Annotated in this window: 10 protein-coding genes; 7 read left to right on the top strand and 3 right to left on the bottom strand. The window is 47.0% G+C overall.

Features of this window, described 5'->3' with window-relative positions:
• The coding region (locus QUA24_RS11480; protein ID WP_333229703.1) for a calcium-binding protein at positions 1-1,198 on the top strand (1,198 nt) is incomplete at its 5' end.
• Between the two features lie 97 nt (positions 1,199-1,295).
• On the opposite strand, the gene QUA24_RS11475 is transcribed toward QUA24_RS11480, so the two are convergent.
• Complete coding sequence (locus tag QUA24_RS11475) at positions 1,296-5,249, bottom strand: PAS domain S-box protein (protein WP_333229701.1); 3,954 nt, start codon at positions 5,247-5,249, stop codon at positions 1,296-1,298.
• Between the two features lie 296 nt (positions 5,250-5,545).
• Between QUA24_RS11475 and QUA24_RS11470 the strand changes: the two genes are divergently transcribed.
• Positions 5,546-5,758 carry a hypothetical protein gene (locus QUA24_RS11470; RefSeq protein WP_333229699.1) on the top strand — a complete coding sequence of 71 codons (213 nt, stop codon included), beginning with the start codon at positions 5,546-5,548 and terminating at the stop codon, positions 5,756-5,758.
• Positions 5,759-5,886: 128 nt separating this feature from the next.
• On the top strand, positions 5,887-6,474 hold the full coding sequence (locus tag QUA24_RS11465; RefSeq protein WP_333229697.1) for a cytochrome b: 588 nt from the start codon (positions 5,887-5,889) through the stop codon (positions 6,472-6,474).
• On the opposite strand, the gene QUA24_RS11460 is transcribed toward QUA24_RS11465, so the two are convergent.
• A complete protein-coding gene (locus QUA24_RS11460) occupies positions 6,459-10,193 on the bottom strand; it encodes an alpha-mannosidase (RefSeq protein WP_333229695.1) in 3,735 nt (1,244 codons plus the stop codon). The two genes, QUA24_RS11465 and QUA24_RS11460, sit on opposite strands and share 16 nt — an antisense overlap.
• Positions 10,194-10,375: 182 nt before the next feature.
• Here QUA24_RS11460 and QUA24_RS11455 point away from each other — a divergent pair, with 182 nt between their 5' ends.
• The 4 genes from QUA24_RS11455 to QUA24_RS11440 all read left to right on the top strand — a co-directional run bounded on the left by QUA24_RS11455 (position 10,376) and on the right by QUA24_RS11440 (position 16,149).
• Entirely contained in the window at positions 10,376-12,340 is a 1,965-nt protein-coding gene (locus tag QUA24_RS11455; protein WP_333229693.1) for a hypothetical protein, read from the top strand.
• A gap of 78 nt (positions 12,341-12,418) precedes the next feature.
• The gene (locus QUA24_RS11450) at positions 12,419-12,535 is read left to right on the top strand and encodes a photosystem II reaction center protein I (RefSeq protein ID WP_106151135.1); all 117 of its coding nucleotides are present in this window, start codon (positions 12,419-12,421) and stop codon (positions 12,533-12,535) included.
• Between the two features lie 299 nt (positions 12,536-12,834).
• Complete coding sequence (locus tag QUA24_RS11445) at positions 12,835-15,366, top strand: DUF3769 domain-containing protein (protein ID WP_333229691.1); 2,532 nt, start codon at positions 12,835-12,837, stop codon at positions 15,364-15,366.
• Positions 15,367-15,477: 111 nt separating this feature from the next.
• A complete protein-coding gene (locus tag QUA24_RS11440; RefSeq protein ID WP_333229689.1) occupies positions 15,478-16,149 on the top strand; it encodes a hypothetical protein in 672 nt (223 codons plus the stop codon).
• 25 nt (positions 16,150-16,174) lie between these two features.
• Here the strand turns inward: QUA24_RS11440 and QUA24_RS11435 are convergent, their stop codons facing one another.
• A complete protein-coding gene (locus QUA24_RS11435) occupies positions 16,175-16,690 on the bottom strand; it encodes a phycobiliprotein lyase (protein ID WP_333229687.1) in 516 nt (171 codons plus the stop codon).
• Positions 16,691-17,044 lie beyond the last annotated feature (354 nt).

Genomic DNA, 17,044 nt, shown 5'->3' with positions numbered 1-17,044 from the left:
TCCAACTGAAACCCCGATTCCAACGGAAACTCCGACTCCAATTCCAACTGAAACCCCGACTCCAACGGAAACTCCAACGCCCACTCCAACGGAAACTCCGACTCCAACTCCAACTGAAACCCCGACTCCGACGGGAACTCCGACGCCCACGCCATCGAGAACACCGACTCCAACTCCAACTGAAACCCCGACTCCGACGGGAACTCCGACGCCCACTCCAACGGAAACTCCGACTCCCACGCCATCGGGAACACCGACTCCCACGCCATCGAGAACACCAACTCCCACGCCAATGGAAAGCGATTGCATTTGCGATACTATTCCGCAGCCCAATTTCAACCAACCCAATCCAGTTGACAATACTATCAACAGCAATGGTAGCGGTGAAATTCAGTTAGGCAGCGGGAGAAATGATGCTTTTTACGGCAGTCCAAATCAGAACCTTTTCGATGGGGATTTAGGGGACGATAACCTCTATGGCGGTGAAGGAAACGATATCCTTTACGGGAACCGAGGCAATGATTTTATTGACGGCAACAAGGGGAATGATATCCTTTTGGGAGGCAAGAATAATGACATCATTGTTGGTGGTGAAGGTGAAGATATCATTTTTGGCAATCGTGGTAACGATTCCCTAAATGGCAAAGAAGAAAACGACTTAATTTTTGGCAATGAAGGTGCTGATTTTATCCAGGGCGGTAAAGGTAATGATTCTGCATTTGGCGGCAAAGGTAATGATATTGTGTTCGGTGGCAAAGGCAATGATTTTCTGTACGGCAATTTGGGCAGTGATACTATCTGCGGAGGTGCTGGCAATGATTTCTTAAGTGGGAATCAAAGTAGCGATTTGCTAGATGGCTGCGAGGGAAATGACACTATTTTTGGCGGGGCTGGCAGTGACACTCTCACTGGCGGTTTTGGCGATGATATTTTAATCTCCGGCTTGGGGGATGATAGTCTAATTGGAGGCATAGGAAATGACACGTTTGTGTTAGAAAATAACAACGGATTTGATGTTGTTTCTGATTTCACAAAAGGGCTGGATGTGCTACAATATAAAGGCGGAACAATTGGGAATTTGGCAATAAGTCAAATTCCAGAAGGCACTTTAATTAGTAAAGCAAGTGGGGAACGGTTGGTTCTGTTGGTAGGGGTGGAAGCTAGTGCGATCGCACTTAGAGATATCACTTTACTTTAGTTATTGGTTATTGGTTGGTTATGAGTTATGAAAAACAAAATACTCATAACAACCAATAACAAGTAACAAATAACTAATAACCAATAACAACTAATAATTACTGGCTAATCGCCACTCGATCGCGCCCGCCAGACTTAGCTCGATACAATGCCTTATCCGCGGCTTCAATCAACATTTTCGGGGAATTTTGACTTGGCGAAACTGCCGCAACTCCCAAGCTGAGAGTCACAGAATCACTGACAACAGACTTGATGTGGGGAATGGCCAATGCTTTGACGCGGCTGCGGATTGCCTCCGCAACCGCCTGTGCAGCGACGACATCCGTATTTGGCAAAATTACCCCAAATTCCTCGCCGCCGTACCTAGCAGCCAAATAGAGGCGTTCTGCAGGTGCATTTGTGCAAGCATCTCCGATCGCCCGCGCCACTTGCTGCAAACAAGCATCCCCGGCTTGATGGCCGTAATTGTCATTGTAAAGTTTAAAACAGTCAATGTCGCACAGAATCAAAGATAGCGGTTCCGAAGAGCTCGACTGCTCCCATTCTCGGTTGATCACCTCGTCAAAACGGCGGCGGTTAGCTAGTTGAGTCAGACTGTCCAAATTCGCCAACCCGTCCAACCGCTGGTTGGCCGCAGCTAGCTGCTGGTAAAGTAAAGATTGTTCGATCGCGATCGCCACTTGAGTACCCAACTGACTCAGCAAATCCACATCAAACTGCTGCCACTGGCGGGGTGCCGAACAGTGGTGGGCAATCAGCAAACCCCACAACTTCGGCACTTGACAAGAACCGTTACCTTCCCTAGGTTCTATGCCCTGCTGGACAATTGGCACCACCAAATTTGCCTTCACCTGACAAGTCTCCAAAAATTTAAGGTGACACTCGCTCAAATTAGAAGCATGAATATCCTCTATGGCACGAATGCGGCCCTTTAAATACTGTCCGATGTAAGTATTGGCAAAACAGCAATCGTCAATTCCCATCCCCTTGAGTGGCATCCATCCTTCTGCAACCGACTCCACCACCACATCTCCGTTCCAGTCTGGTCGGAAGCGGAAAATCAGCACGCGATCTGTTACCAAAAACTCCCGCACTTCCGCTACTGTAGTGTTGAGAATATCTTGAAGATCCAGAGAAGAACGGATGCGTGATTGAATCTGTGCGATCAAGCGTTCCCGTTCTATTTGTTGCCGCAGCGCGACTTGGGCTTGCTTACTTTTAGTTATGTCCCGACCTTCCGGCAGCAACAATACTATTTTGCCAGTTTCATCCGCGACAGGTTTGAGAGAAAAATCAACAATTGCCGTCCGATTTACACCTTGAACTTCCACTTCATAGCGGACAAATTCACCTTGTGCCGATCGAGAAATCGCCTCTTGCAACTGTTCCTGAACTTCCTCAGAATCTCCCCACCAGGGCAATAGCCAAAACGGTTTATTAGCCACATCCCGTAGCTTAATTCCGGCAAAATCTAGAGAAGTTTGGTTAGCTTCCAGCAGAGTACCGTCCGGTTTCAATAAGCTCACAAATTGGAAAGAAGAATCAAAAATTGCCCGAAAGCGTCTTTGAGAATCTCCCAACATTGCCGTCACCTTTTCGCGAGAGGTAATATCGCGGAAGCGCCACACCCTGCCAATAATATTTTGTCCGACTCGAATTGGCTGCGTGTAGCGCTCAAAAGTGCGGCCGTCTTTAAACTCTAGAATATCGCAACCTTCCGACTCCGCATCGCTATAAAATTCTTTAACTCTCTGCAAAAAAGCTCTCGGATCTTTCACTTGCTTAGTGAGAAATGCCAGCCGCAGCGTTCTATCCATTGAATTTCTAACTTCTTCATAAATTCCCCACATTTGAACTAATTTTTCGTTATAGCTAATCATTTCTCCGGCCGTAGTAACGGCGAGAATGCCGTCGGCGGTTGCTTCTAAGGTAGCGTGCAGCAAAGAGCGCGATCGCTCTAATTCTGCTGCGGTCAATTTGCGTTCCGTGAGGTCTCGGACTGCTTTCACCTGTACTAAACGATCTTCCCAAAATACAAACTTGCTGCGAACGTCAGCAGGAAAAGCAGTTCCATCTCGCTTGAGAAAAATAGTTTCACAGACTGTATTGCTGGCAGCAGAAATCATTTGCGGCGCTTGTTTGTATGATTTCGGCGACAGTAGTTCCAGCAAGCTCATTCCCACCATTTCCGCAGGTTCGTAACCGAAAATTTCGGCAAAATTACTGCTAACGCTCAAAATTGTGTCGCGGTCAGCCACGGCAACTGCTTCAAAATAAGCTTCGCATTCGAGCAAGCGCGCTGCTGAATGGCTGCTGCCATTTTCTGCGGCAGAATAGCTATTGTTAATTAACTGTTGCAATTGCGTATTTGCCGAGTACAAAGCGGTCATGGCTTGCCTGTACATAGCAGTACGTTTTTCGACTTTTTGTGCGAGGTGATCGCGATATTCTCGCAGTTCTTTTTCGACTCTAATTAAATCAGTAATATCAACGGCAAACACGATTACACCAGCGACTTTACCTGTTTCATCCCGGTAAGGTATTTTATCTGTCCGCACCCAGCATTTTTGACCCGAAACTGTTGGTAACAGTTCGACTTGTCCCTGTTTGGGAACGCCCGACTTGATTACTTCTAAATCTTCTAAATAATATTGCTCTGCTTCGTCTGGATAGATTTCATAAAAAGATTTACCTTCTAATTGAGCAGCAGGCAAACCTCTCGATGCAGCGGCGGCTTGATTAATTCGCAGCAGGCGACTTTCGGTATCTTTGAGCCAAATCATCGCCGGCACGGAATCAAAAATAATTTGCTGTTCTTGTTGCTGCAGGCGTAGTTCGGCTTCTGCTTGTTTTCTTTTAATTATTTCTTTTTGCAGTTTGTGATTAGCTTTTTTGAGTTCAGCAGTGCGTCTTTCTACTCTTTCTTCTAGTTGATCGTAGTATTGGGTTAGCAAGTTTTGCTGCTGTTCGTGCCGCATTGCTTCTAATTTTAACTTTTCGCTAGCTGACAAACTTGAGGACACAAAATCTGCTAATATTTGGGTAAATTCGTGTTCTTCTTCCGTCCAATCACCGTCGGAACCCTGGCGTTCGGCGCTGACTATTCCCAACCTTTGACCTGCTAGCACAATCGGTACGTTTAACAGGGAAGTCGTGCTCTTATCGACGAAATAAAGACCAACCAGTTCTCGCGTTCTGGGGTCATTTTCTGCGGCCACAGTTGCGATCACACTTGCCGATTTTAAAGCTTGAAAATAAGCCGGACAGTCGGCTGCTGTGAGGATGATTTGTACGGAATGGAGTTTAGTATTTTGTTGGTAAAGATCGATGCAGTGAAGCTGCGTTTTCTCTTCGCCATACAGCCAAATACTGGCTCGATCGCAGTTGACAATACTGACAGCGGTTTCTGTTACTTCGCGGATGAAGTCTTCTATATTATTGCGTTCTTTAAGTTGACTTTTGGCTAATTTTGCGATCGCCAAAGTTGGACTGCGCCAATTTCCTCTCTGGTTGGGTGGCATGGGTGACTGCGAAGCGGCTTTAATTTCTTCGCAAACTAACAGTACAGCCGGTCGTTGGAAATTGGCAAGTGAGCGACCTTTGGTATTTTCATCTATTTTCCAATCTACCGCCGGCATTGGTCGCGCTGTTGCTTTTACCCTAATAATCTTGCCGTCTTTGCAAGTCAAGCAGCCTTCCCAACAGGCAATTTTTGGAATTGGCGTACCGTTTTCCGGCTGGGCCAATCCTGCAAATTCTGCCTGCATTTTCCCTTGCTCTTGGCAGTAAAATATATTAAAAATTGAATGACAAATTAATTCCTGCGATTTGTAGGCGAGGCGAGACGCGCCGAATTCATTTAGCGAAAAAACTCTTCCCAAAGCATCTAGAACGAAGTAAATGCCCGGAAAATTCTCGTAGAGAGTTCCATACCAATCTTGTTCGATTTGTTGGCTACACGAAAGTTTTGCTGTCGCGAAGTCGCCGTCGGTGTCGATCAAGTGAGAATAGTTGGTTTCGGGGCTGCTTGAATGACTTTTTTTAGCAAACACTTTTAGCTTAACTCGACTGTAATTAATTTTACTTTCTGGAATTTAACTTTTTTGTGAAACTAAATTAAACCTGTTGTTTGAAAAAAGTTACAACTTGTAACAAAAATACGACTTGTCCAGCACCCTGATTTGCGCTTCCCAATGCAACCACTGTGTTTGTTTGTAGCTGGTACACGGTCTGCAGACGATATTTCCCGATAGTTGCAATGCCAGCAGGTTTAGCTGCAATTACCCAGGCTCTACTTTTAGCATCCTAGACAATAAAAAAAATCGGCAATCAATAGTTTTAAGTATATATGATAACACTCAAATACCTAGTAGTGGGACTGACCTACTTCGGATTCGGTTGGGGATATTTGCCGGGGCTGCGGATGAACCGGGCGGCGGTGGCAATTATCGGGTCAGCTTTTGCGGTGGGTTTGGGGATACTCGACCTGAAAACTGCTTGGGAGGCGATCGACCCAAGTACGATGTTTTGTGTTGGGAATGACGATCGTGAATCTAATTAATTAGACTGTTTAATAAATATTTATAATACTTAAGTTAAGTAAATCTTATAATGCACAATCGACCACGAGCTTTAGTCCTATAGTTTATACTTAATCTTGTCCAGCAAACGCTAAGGAGGTAAGGAAGAGTGACTACCCAACCCGCTGCGAAACCCAGACTTAATTCTGCGTTCAAACAACTGATGTCCTTACACTGGGTGATGTCAGCTTGCTATTTAGTGTTGTTTATTACCGGTACGTCTATGGCTCAATTGCCGGGAGAATTGTTTATTCGAGGCCCCCTTTACGATTTTCACAAATCCGTAGGAGTGCTGACAATGGCTTTGCTAACTTGGCGGATTTTAACTCTGCTGCGCGTATGGTGGAAAAAATATACGAAACGCCTGCCAAAGTTCACTAAGGAATGGTACAAAAATTTTGCTTTGCACGCAACTTTGTACGTTTTTATGTGGCTAGTTCCGGTTGCGGGTTTCTTACTTTCTAACTCTTACAAAACTAACAATGTGAAATTTTTCGGAATCCTTTTGCCGGATATGTTTCCGCAGAATTCCGCACTGGTTGAGGTAGGAAGGAGTTTGCATTTTTGGCTTGGGTACACGTTTTTAGCCTGCGTAATTTTGCATATTTTAGATCAGAAGAAAGTTGTGAGAGCTAATTGGCGTAGGTTGACAAATTTTGTTAGCACTAAGTTCCCAAAGTCTCAAAAGGTTGGATAAATGTCCGATGGGGTACTATTTTCAATTGGTAATGATAAATTTACTGCAAAACTGGCTATTTTCCACGGTGATATTCTGAAACTTGTCCCATCGTCTGAATTCTGGGGCAAATTTATGGGTTGTTCTAATAAATCGACAGGCTGACTAATCGCCAAACCCAAATCGCTCTTTAATTCCAACTTCGCCTCTTTACCGTGACACTCGTAACACCGCAAAATCCAAACACTAGAATCATCTTCCGATTGTTTGAAAGCCATCAACACTAAATTTTCGGCGGACCAATCCAAGAACTTCCTCACTGCGGGTAAACTCTTGTTTCGATTTTCTCCCGACTTGGGCAACACCTTTACTAGCAGTGGTAAATTTAACTCATACCCCTGTCGAACCGTACCTGCATCCTGCCAATTTCCGCTGTGGGAATAGACGGCACAAGTAAATTCGGAAACTCCTACATCTGCTTGTTCATCCGGCCAAGTCGAACCCCGAAGCAATGTCAGCCGAATTTGATTTGGTTGAAGGTCGCAACCGTATTTGCAATCATTGAGCAAACTCACTCCAAAACCGTCATTGCTGATATCAGTCCAGCGCAAAATCGGCACTTCCCATTTGGCTTTTTCGGCGGGTGTTTGCGGCTTGGTTGTGCGTGTGATCGCACCACCGGGAATTTCGCAAGTTGCAAAATCTGCTTCTACATTTAACCCAAAGGCTGCTTTTACTAAAACGTGAGTTTCTTGCCAATCTGCCACTGTCTTGATTTTAAGCAGTGGCGAACCTATTTCTACTATATAATCTTGGCAAAACTCCGATTTGCCAATTTGTCGGACTACGCGCAAACTCTGCCTTATTTCTCCCTGCTCTATCCAGGAAATATCTTTCAGTATCGGCGCTGGTAGTTGATGTTTTTCATAATTTGGATCGATGTTCCAAGCATCCCAATATTGACCGCTGTCTTGAAATGCTTGCAGTTGATTGCCACCTGCTGCATTCAGGACTTCTCGGTTATTTACTTTATCCCAAATGCTCGATAAATTGCCAGTTTGGCCGTCTACGGTTGCCCGAATAAATTCATTTTCTACAACCATTTCTGCGGTTGCAAAATGTGTTTCTTGACAAGGTGGGTTTTTTTGTGCTATACCGTATGTAAGTTTTGAGAAATCTATCTTTTTTTCAGTTTCTGGACTCGCGGACGCATTATCCACAGTTTGAGCGTCTTCGCGATACAGCCAAAACACTTGGTAGCCAACGGCGGGGAGATTATTTGCCGAAAATAACAGTGTAGAGTGCGATTGCGGCCGATCGCCCTTGATAATCTGCGAAGCCAATCGCCGTCGGGACAAGTCGTAAATTTGCCAAGCGGAATCAGGCGAATCGGGAAGCGGTACAGCGACAACCTCAGAGCGCGACCAATTGAGAGTATTGAAAATCAAAATTGGTTGAGCGTCGGGCCCAGGAGGATTCGGCAGAGAAATCTGAGCCGAGATGGCATCCAAAGATTTTAACAGGATTTCGCGACAAGTGCGATCGACCTCGGCAAAGGCTAGATTAGCATCCGCATAAACTTGGGCGATCGCAGAACCGGGCAAAATATCGTGAAATTGGTTAAACAAAATTTGTTTCCAAGCTGATTCTAACTCAGATTTCGGATAAACCGCACCAGTACAAATAGTGGCCAGCGAAGACAACAACTCCGCTTGGTAGAGCAATTCTTCGCAGCGGCGGTTTTGGCGTTTTTGGTCTGCGCGAGTCGTGTAGCAACCCCGGTGGAATTCTAAATAAAGTTCGTCTTTCCAAACGGGAAGAATTTTGAGTTGTGAGATGAAAGGATTTCCATCCTTCATTGCCGACAAGTTAGACAATTCTCGCGCCTGCAAATTCTCCTGATTGTCTGATTCTGGAACATCACTTTCTGCCCTAGTTGTCGTAACTTCAGGCAAAAACTGACTCTCAATCAAAGACAAATAATCAACCGCTTTCGCAAACTCCAACCTCGGAAAAAAAGGCGACATTTTCCAGCGTTTCGCCACCTCCAACATATCACGAGTCGGGCCACCGCCGTGGTCGCCAACCCCAGGCAACCAAAGAGCATTTTGCAAACCTGTCTTAACTTGCCAGTCAAAAGCATAACTTGCCATTTTCACAGATTCTATGCTTTCACCAATTGGAGCAGACATCATACTAAATATTTTAGTACCGTCCAACCCTTCCCACCAAAACGCACCGTAGGGAAATTCCGTTGTATCATTCCACCGCAACTTTTGCGTCACAAAATAATCAACTCCACCTTGCCGCAAAATCTGAGGTAATTGCCACCCAAAACCGAAAGTATCCGGTAGCCAAGCTACCCGCATCAATTCCCCAAATTTTTCTTTTGCATAACGCTGTCCGTAAAAAACTTGCCGCACCATTGATTCAGCAGAAATCAAGTTTAAATCCGGTTCTACCCACATCCCCCCGACAACTTCCCAACAACCCGCCGTCACCTGTTTTTTAATCGCTGCAAATAAGTCCGGCCGATGTTCTTCCACCCAAGCATAAAGCGCCGGAGTTGAATGGCAGAAAATCAAATCTGGAAATTCCGATTGCAATTTCAATACCGACTCAAAAGTTCGCTCGGCCGCTTCCCAAGTTTCCGGGACAGGCCACAACCAAGCTAAGTCTAAATGAGCGTGACCGACCAAATAGATTTTACCTGTATATATAGATGCCCGATCGCCACTTTCTCCTATATATATAGATGTAGCGTTGCCCTTTTCTCCAACCTCCAAAATTTCCTCTCTTCTTCCTCCCTCTGCGCCCTCTGCGCCCTCTGCGGTTCCCTTATCTAAATCCCCAGAAAAAGATGTCAGAGCACCACTTTCTCCTATATATATAGATGTAGCATTGCTATTTTCTCCAACCTCAAAAACCTCATCCCTTCTTCCCTCTGCGCCCTCTGCGCCCTCTGCGGTTCCCTCATCTAAATCCCCCAAAAAAGCCTGCAGATATCCCAATAAATTGTGCCGCAAAACCGACAGCGATCGATCGAACTTTTCGCGATCGCCCACAGCCGACCAATCAATCAAACCAAGCGCCAAATCAATCTCAGATTTCAGCGTTTCCCCCTTGACAAACAGAGGGCGATTTGCTATTGTTTTAGTGGATAGGTATTTGGAATTTACATTTTCTAAATTTCGACTTAGCGAATTTTGCAAAATCTCTAATTCTGCAGCCACAAAACCCGGATCAAAACAAGAAGAGTCAGCAGCTTCGTACAAACAAATCGATCGCACTAAAGCACCGTTATCGTGACCCGGACTTACCAACCGCAAAATAACTAAAAACTCATCTCCGGGATTGGCCGACGAACTCAACAAAACTCGATCGGCAAAATCAAATAAATCTCCCTGTCCGACTAACTCGCCGTTGACAAAAATTTGAGCATCTTCCGCCCACCAAGTCAAGCCCAGCAGCAATCGCAAACCAAGCACAGGATAGCCGTGCAAATTGTCAGGAATTACAAATTGCTGACCCAAATACAAAACTTGCTTCCCCGACGGCCAAGCAATATGTCCTTTGCCGTTAAGTTCGGCAATCGGCTTGTTACAAATATTTACTGAAGAGACAGCAGAGTCAGAATCGCAGTACCTCCAGCCAGACTGAACCTTCACTTGGCTGAGGCGGCGCAACTTCTCGACAGTGGCAGAAATATTGTTGCTAGCAGGTGACACAGAAGCGCTCATATTTAGCTAAACTAGGAATTGTGTATTAATCAAAAATCGGATTGAACCGCCCCGACGCAAAGGACGCAAAGAAATAAAGGTTTCAGAGGGTTTGAAGCTGCGATTAAGATCTCGCTTTGATTTTACAGCAATATTCAGCAATTCCGGTGCGAATCAAAAATCTGAATTCAAGAATAAAACTTATGTCCAACGGTTACTACGGCCCCTACCAAAGCCGACTATTAAATTTTATATCGAAACAGTCCCGCCAAATCGCTGACAATTGCGATCAAACTTGGCGTCAAATTAAAGAAACAACTCTCACCGCCACCCAAATTCTGCTTTATCCAGCTTATTTGCTGGTGCAAAGTTCCCGATTGCTGGGCCGACAGTTGCGGGAATCAAGTCAAAAAGTAGATTTACCGGAACTGCAAGAATTTGGCGGCGACGAAAACCCCGATTTGCGACAAAATTGGTATCAGGGGGAAACTTCCGACGAAAGTTCGATCGCCGAAATTTTACACCTAGCCGAAAATTTACTAAACTCGTCGCAAACTGCGAAAACTTTAGCCAGCTTCCCGCTGTTAATAAATCAAGGAAATGCTGTTAACGATTTACCTCCGGTCATCAATTTTAGCGGACAAACCGCCAATTATCAAACCACTTCCGTCTTAGAACACCCCCTTGCTAAAACTCAATTAAAACCGCAACCGAAAGTTGAAGGAATTGCCAGTTTTATCCCAGCCCGCACTTTAGTATTGGTCGGAAAAGAAAATCAGATATTAGATATTTTGACACCCGAACAGCAGGAAATGCTCGAAGGTCGCATAACTTGGGAAGTAGCAAACTGCGGGCCCGAACAACGGGAAATTACCCAAAAAGAATTAAAATTTAATCTTGGTTTGGAGTCGGCTGCCAAAAAAGCGCAGTTGCCGCCGATGCGTCGTTTTTGGGAATTGATGGCATGGCTTCAGACGAGTCCGGTTGCTCTGAAAAGAAATCAGTTTGGAGAATCAATCCTCGCAGTTAAAAAATCGATCGACCGCAATGCCATCCTAGTCCAAAAAGCTCGCGCGCAGATTGAAGCAAAAACCGTACAGCAGTCAATTGTGGCATCGAATTCGATAGACCACAATACCCCAAAACTAGAAACTAATTTTAACAGCAAGTTCGATCGACCCCCTACTCCTCTCTCCTTTGTTACATTACTCGATCGCGCCGCCGTCAACCTCGAAGAATTTACCCTCCCCCCCTCGGTAAAAACAACCCCCGCACCCACGGAAAACCCCGGAGTCAAAATTGACACATCGGGCAACGAAACTAATTTAGATTTGTCCGCCCGCGACATCCTCGAAAAATACGCTCGAAACATCGAACAAGTTATTTGGTCGTCAGTAGACCACCTCCTGGGCAAAGAAACGGCAGCAAGTGATAATACGGAGAAATCCGTCGCCATTCAGTATTATTTTAAACAGCGACAAGAACAAGAAAATACGCAAATAAGCCCAGAGGTCGATCGACCGTGGCTGAATTGGCAAGACTTATTTGGGGAACCAGCACCGCAGCATTTAATAGAGGAAAGTTCCGCGCCCCCAATATCGCAAAGCAGTCCTAAAGTCAAGCAAGAAATTGCAGAATTAGGAGAATTGTCAGAAGGTCGATCGACCGCAGTCTCAATATCCCCGTACCCCGAAGCACTTCACCGCCTGCTGGGGCAGCTAAAACAGAGCTTGCTGACAAAAAGCCCAACAAGTCAACCCCAAACAGCATCTGATTTATCTGATTTAGCAGTTACTCAAAGAAATAGCTCTGCACTCGCAGCAGAATCAACCCCAGGGCGTGCACAGGAAACCCAAGTGCCAAAAAACACAAACCCGAACACCCGACAAAACAACCAATCTCCAGCAATCACTACCCAAACTAGCAGATACACCGCCGCAACCCCCGCCACAGCAGAAGCCAAAAATCCCAGCGCAGGCGTCCCAGCAGAAGACGACTACTTAGAAACAAAAGCAGAATCGATGGGATACATTAAGCACCCCCTAGAACAAGTACTCGAATGGCTCGATCGAGTTATGCTGCGGCTAGAAAACATCGCCGAGCAACTCTGGAATTGGGCAAAAATCAACTTGCCCAAAATCCTCAAAAGCAAAGATAAAATTGACTAATCTTTAGCTTATGATAAAAAAGTTGCTGCAACAGCAGCAAATCAGCTCAGTATTATGCCATCTTTGGAGACTCCCACAGTGCTAACCCTCAAAATCGTAGTTAATGTAGTTGTCCTATTTTTTGTTTCCCTGTTTGTATTTGGATTTTTGTCCAATGACCCAGCCCGGAACCCCAACCGCAGAGACATGGAATAAACAAGTTATCTCGCCCGCAGAGTAGGGGCGCGCCACCGCAGCCCCTGCAACAGCCGACAAACCCGCAAAAATTAGTCGGACAAAACTTGACCTCGCACCGCCAGCGAGGTTATCTTGTGGCGAAAGCAACTTCTGAAAGCAGCCCTATTCCGGCGCGCCAAAGCCACGGGGAATTTTAGATATCAGATTAATGTTTAAACAGTTGCCTTCTAGATGCAAAATTTTCAATAATTTGCACCCTATAAAATCTAAAATCTAAAATCTAAAATCTAAAATCGGATGACTTACCTGTTGTAACTATGCCCTATCCGGTACCGCCGCCAGAACCCCCTGGCATCATCTACATCGCAAAGCCAAAAAAAGTCGCCCTCACTGTCGCGGCCGGCGATGGAGACACCCTCCGCAACCCCACAGAAATACCGGAACCAAGCCCAGATATCGTTCAGCCAGAACCCACACCGGCCCCAGAAGAACCCGCAGCCCCACTCCGGGGCACCACCCCAGCCACCGACCAGCTTCCAGAAATCGCCGACCCCTTAGCTGCAGTGGAAAGCGGCGAGGCAGTGGTGGGATTTCAGCGTCAGGCCCCTGTGAGAGAACCCGAAACTGCGGAAACTCCGAAAGATTCCTCGTTTACTGCTTACCCATTGGGTTCGGTAGAAAATGCCGTTGCCATTCGCAATCGAAAACGAACCGCAGAGGCCCAGAAACAACAGGAGAGGAATGTTGTCCGCAAGCAGGAAAGTTGGTATCAGGCCCAAGGCCGGCAGTTAGAAGATAACTCTCCCGAACCTGCGGAGATTCCCGTTCCAGAACCCGCGCTAGAACCAGCACCAAGCGGGCAACAGCAGTTCGACATTCCCACACCAGGAACTGCCCCCGCACCCAGAACCCCCGCTGCCCCGACACCGAAACCTAAACCAGCCGCGCCGCCGGGAGTCCGCACCGCCCCTTCTCAGAGGACGGTGCCTTTTCCGGTGAGTCCGGCCGATACTATCGAAGTTAAAGCTGACAGCCAAGAATTCGACGACAAGCAGCAAATTGTCACGGCAGTTGGTAATGTCGTTGTGCGGTTCCGGCAAACTGTGATTGATGCCGATCGAGCGATCGTCAACTTAGTCACCCGCCAAGTGGTAGCATCCGGCAATGTCGCCTATACCCGCGGCCAACAAGTAGTGCGCGGTCAGCGGATGGAGTTCAATCTCGGCCTCAACAGCGGCGCAGTCGAACAAGCCAGGGGCGAAATATTCCTGCCCGCAGCAGGTAGCGAATTGACTCCCACACTGCCGACAGATATCAGTGCCGGGACGATTCTTGAACAGCCTCTGAGCGATCGAATTACCAGCCAGCAGCCCCTGCGCGGAGTCAAATCCCCCGGCGCTGCTACAGTGACTATCGGCGGAGGCGGACAGCTAGCAGCCCCCCAAGTGGTCGGTGCCGTCAACCGCATCCGCTTTGAAGCAGAACGCATCGAACTCCTGCCAGACGGCGCGAGGGTAGCAACCAACATTCGGCTTACTAACGACCCGTTTTCCCCGCCGGAATTTGAATACAGGGCCCGGACGGCGACGATTAGAAGGATTTCGCCCACGGCAGAGGAATTAGTCACAACTAAACCCCGCTTGGTGTTCGACAACCGCGTGAAAATACCCGTGTATCCCCGCAGGCAAGTGTTTGACAGCCGGCAGCAAAACGGCCCGTGTTTGACCTTTGGCTACGACGGGGGGGACAGAGGCGGTTTGTATGCCGAGTGCGGTTTTGAGGTGTTGCAAAACGGGCCGGTGCGGCTGACCCTGACGCCCCAAATTTACCTCCAGCGGCTCGTGGCAGAGAACGGCGGTAATCCATTTTCTCCCGACAGCTACGGGCTGAAAGCGAGGTTACGCGCTAGTCTCGGCCCGCGCACCAGCCTGGACGGATCGGCAATATTTCTGAGTTTTGAAGATTTCCCCAATTTGCCGGAAGACAGCTTTCGGGGGAATTTGCGCCTGCGGCAGTTGATCGGCACTCACACTCTGGCAGCAGAATACAGTTATCGCGATCGACTGTTTAACGGTTCTCTGGGCTATCAAACCGTGCAGAGCAGTCTCGGCGCAGTCCTGACTTCCCCAGTCATCCCACTCGGAGGCACGGGCATCAATCTCAGCTACCAAGCTGGGTATCAATTTATCAATGCTGACACCGATCGAGCAGACTTGCTCGAACCAGTGCGGGAAAACAACCGCGTCGATCTGGGGCGTTCCCAGCTCAGCTTTGCCTTGAGTCGCGGCTTCAACCTGTGGGAGGGCGAACCGCTACCCCGCACTCCTACCCAGGGTTTGAGGTATACGCGGACGCCGGTGGTTCCTTTCTTGCAACTGGCCTTGGGAGTCCGGGGGGTTGGAACTTATTACAGCAGTGGCGACAGACAAAATTCGCTCGCCCCCAGCGTTGGCATTCAAGGGCAGTTCGGCCATTTCTCCCGCCCTTTCCTCGATTACACTGGGTTTAACGTGACTTATACCCAGGTGGGACGGGACGGTATATCGCCGTTTTTATTTGATCGCTTAGTAGATTTGAGAGTCCTGTCTTTTGGACTTGTCCAGCAAGTTTACGGAGGCTTTCGAGTTGGATTTCAAAGTGCTATTAATTTAGAAAGCGGGGAAACAATCAGTACGAATTACACTTTAGAATACAGTCGCCGCAGCTACGCAATTATTTTGCGTTTTAATCCTGAGCGTCAAGTCGGCAGCCTGACTTTTAGAGTTAGCGACTTCAACTGGAATGGGACTCCCGAACCTTTTTCCGGGGACGCGCGAACTGTAGAAGGAGGGGTGCGTTTATCCGATTAATTCAATTTCCTAATTGGGCATTTGTCATTGGGAATTTGGAACCAACAGTCAACAGAAAACAGTCAACAGTCAACAGTCAACAGATAACAGTCAACAGTCAATAGACAACAAATGACAGAAGTGACCGCAATATCTGCACAAGCAGCGGCTCTGCTGGTTCACTACGGTTTTGACCTAGGTGGCAAAAAAGCCGAGAAATTGGCGGGTGAATGGCTGACCAAGTATCCCGGCTATTGGCTGCGTTTAGCAGTGGTTGAAGCGCTTTACCAAGGCCGCTACAAGGCTGTTTCTGTGGGACAGCTATTGAGTATGTGGCATCGGATAGGTCAACCTCTCTATCATTTCAATCGCGAGTTTGAACGCTTGGTATGCAATAATTTTCCTCAAAATTTAACCGGGGAAAATACTGCTCAACTACCACAGGAAGATATACTTTTATCGGACCCGGAATCCAAAGTAACTGCCGCAGAGTTAGATTTGCTTGGGAGTTCAGAGGCGCAACTTGATGTGGCGCTTCATGCAGAAGTCCCAAACACAGAGGCAGAGGAAACAGGAAAATTGGCCGCAGCCGACGATCGCACAAAAGAAAATACAGAATTTGTTGTATATGAAGATGTGGCTGTTACCGCCCTCGCCGATCGAGCCGAAGCCGAGCAAAAATTAGCGGACAAACCTGTGGCAAAATCATTCCCAGTTGTCAAACACACTGATTTTCATACCAAGTTAAAAGCGATTGCCAGAGAAGGCCGAAGAAAGAAGGGAGAAAGCAGAAATAGAGTGTAAACTTTGCGTACTAGATAGTTATTTTTCACTTTTCACTTGGGGCAGTTACTCCCATCCGAATTTCCGAACAAAAAGAAGCTTGTTCCGTACCGTTAGCTTGCTTAACAAAGCTAGTCCGCAGCCGCAAATTGGGCATGAGATACCACAGCCTTTCTTCGGCATGGAGGGTGTCTGATTCTGTAATCAATGTCAGCACGTCGTCGCCCATCACGTAGCGACTATTACCCTTGTCTTGCAACACTTTGCCAACGCTGGGATTGTCGGGATTTGGTACGATCGCTAGTATTGTAGAACCGATTTGTTTAGCTTTGTCGCGATCGGGAATACCGTCCCAACTAATCCGAACGCTGGTTAGCCCAGTTGAATCCGGGTTAATCGAGTGTTGTTGGCAAAGTTTGACGACTGCTGCATCGCTAGCTGTCAGGATTTCTATTTTGAGGTCGGATTTACCGGCCTGCAATTCCCCAGAATTGAGATTGTGTACGGTACGCTGAGAAAACCATTTGCCTGCACTTAACTCGAAAAACTCGATAACATCCATGAAATTTGTCTCTAAAGTCAATACTGCTTTATTTGCGATCGTGACTTGCGGGCTATGGAGTCAGAAACCCGGTTTCTTCCTACGTACCTAGCGGTCAAACCAATGATTTTGTCTAGAAACCCGGTTTAAGAGTGCAAGTCCTTTTCTATATTTTAGAGGAAGGGGGCGCACCTGCAAAGCTTTCTGAGAGCTTTGGGTGAAACAGATTGCAGATGCCGCCCTGGTACGAAACCCAACCAGGGGGGACGTCTGCCTCGCTGATGCGGCCGACTTGACAGAAAATTAGAGCATTCGCCATCATATTTCGTTATAAAAGGTCTTTTTCGCACATTAAATAGGATTACGATACCTGAA

Origin of the sequence: Microcoleus sp. Pol12B5, from assembly GCF_036701335.1 — a bacterium.
Taxonomy (GTDB): domain Bacteria; phylum Cyanobacteriota; class Cyanobacteriia; order Cyanobacteriales; family Microcoleaceae; genus Microcoleus.
The sequence above is the reverse complement of the archived record's forward strand: the minus strand, read 5'-3'. Positions and strand labels throughout refer to the sequence as shown.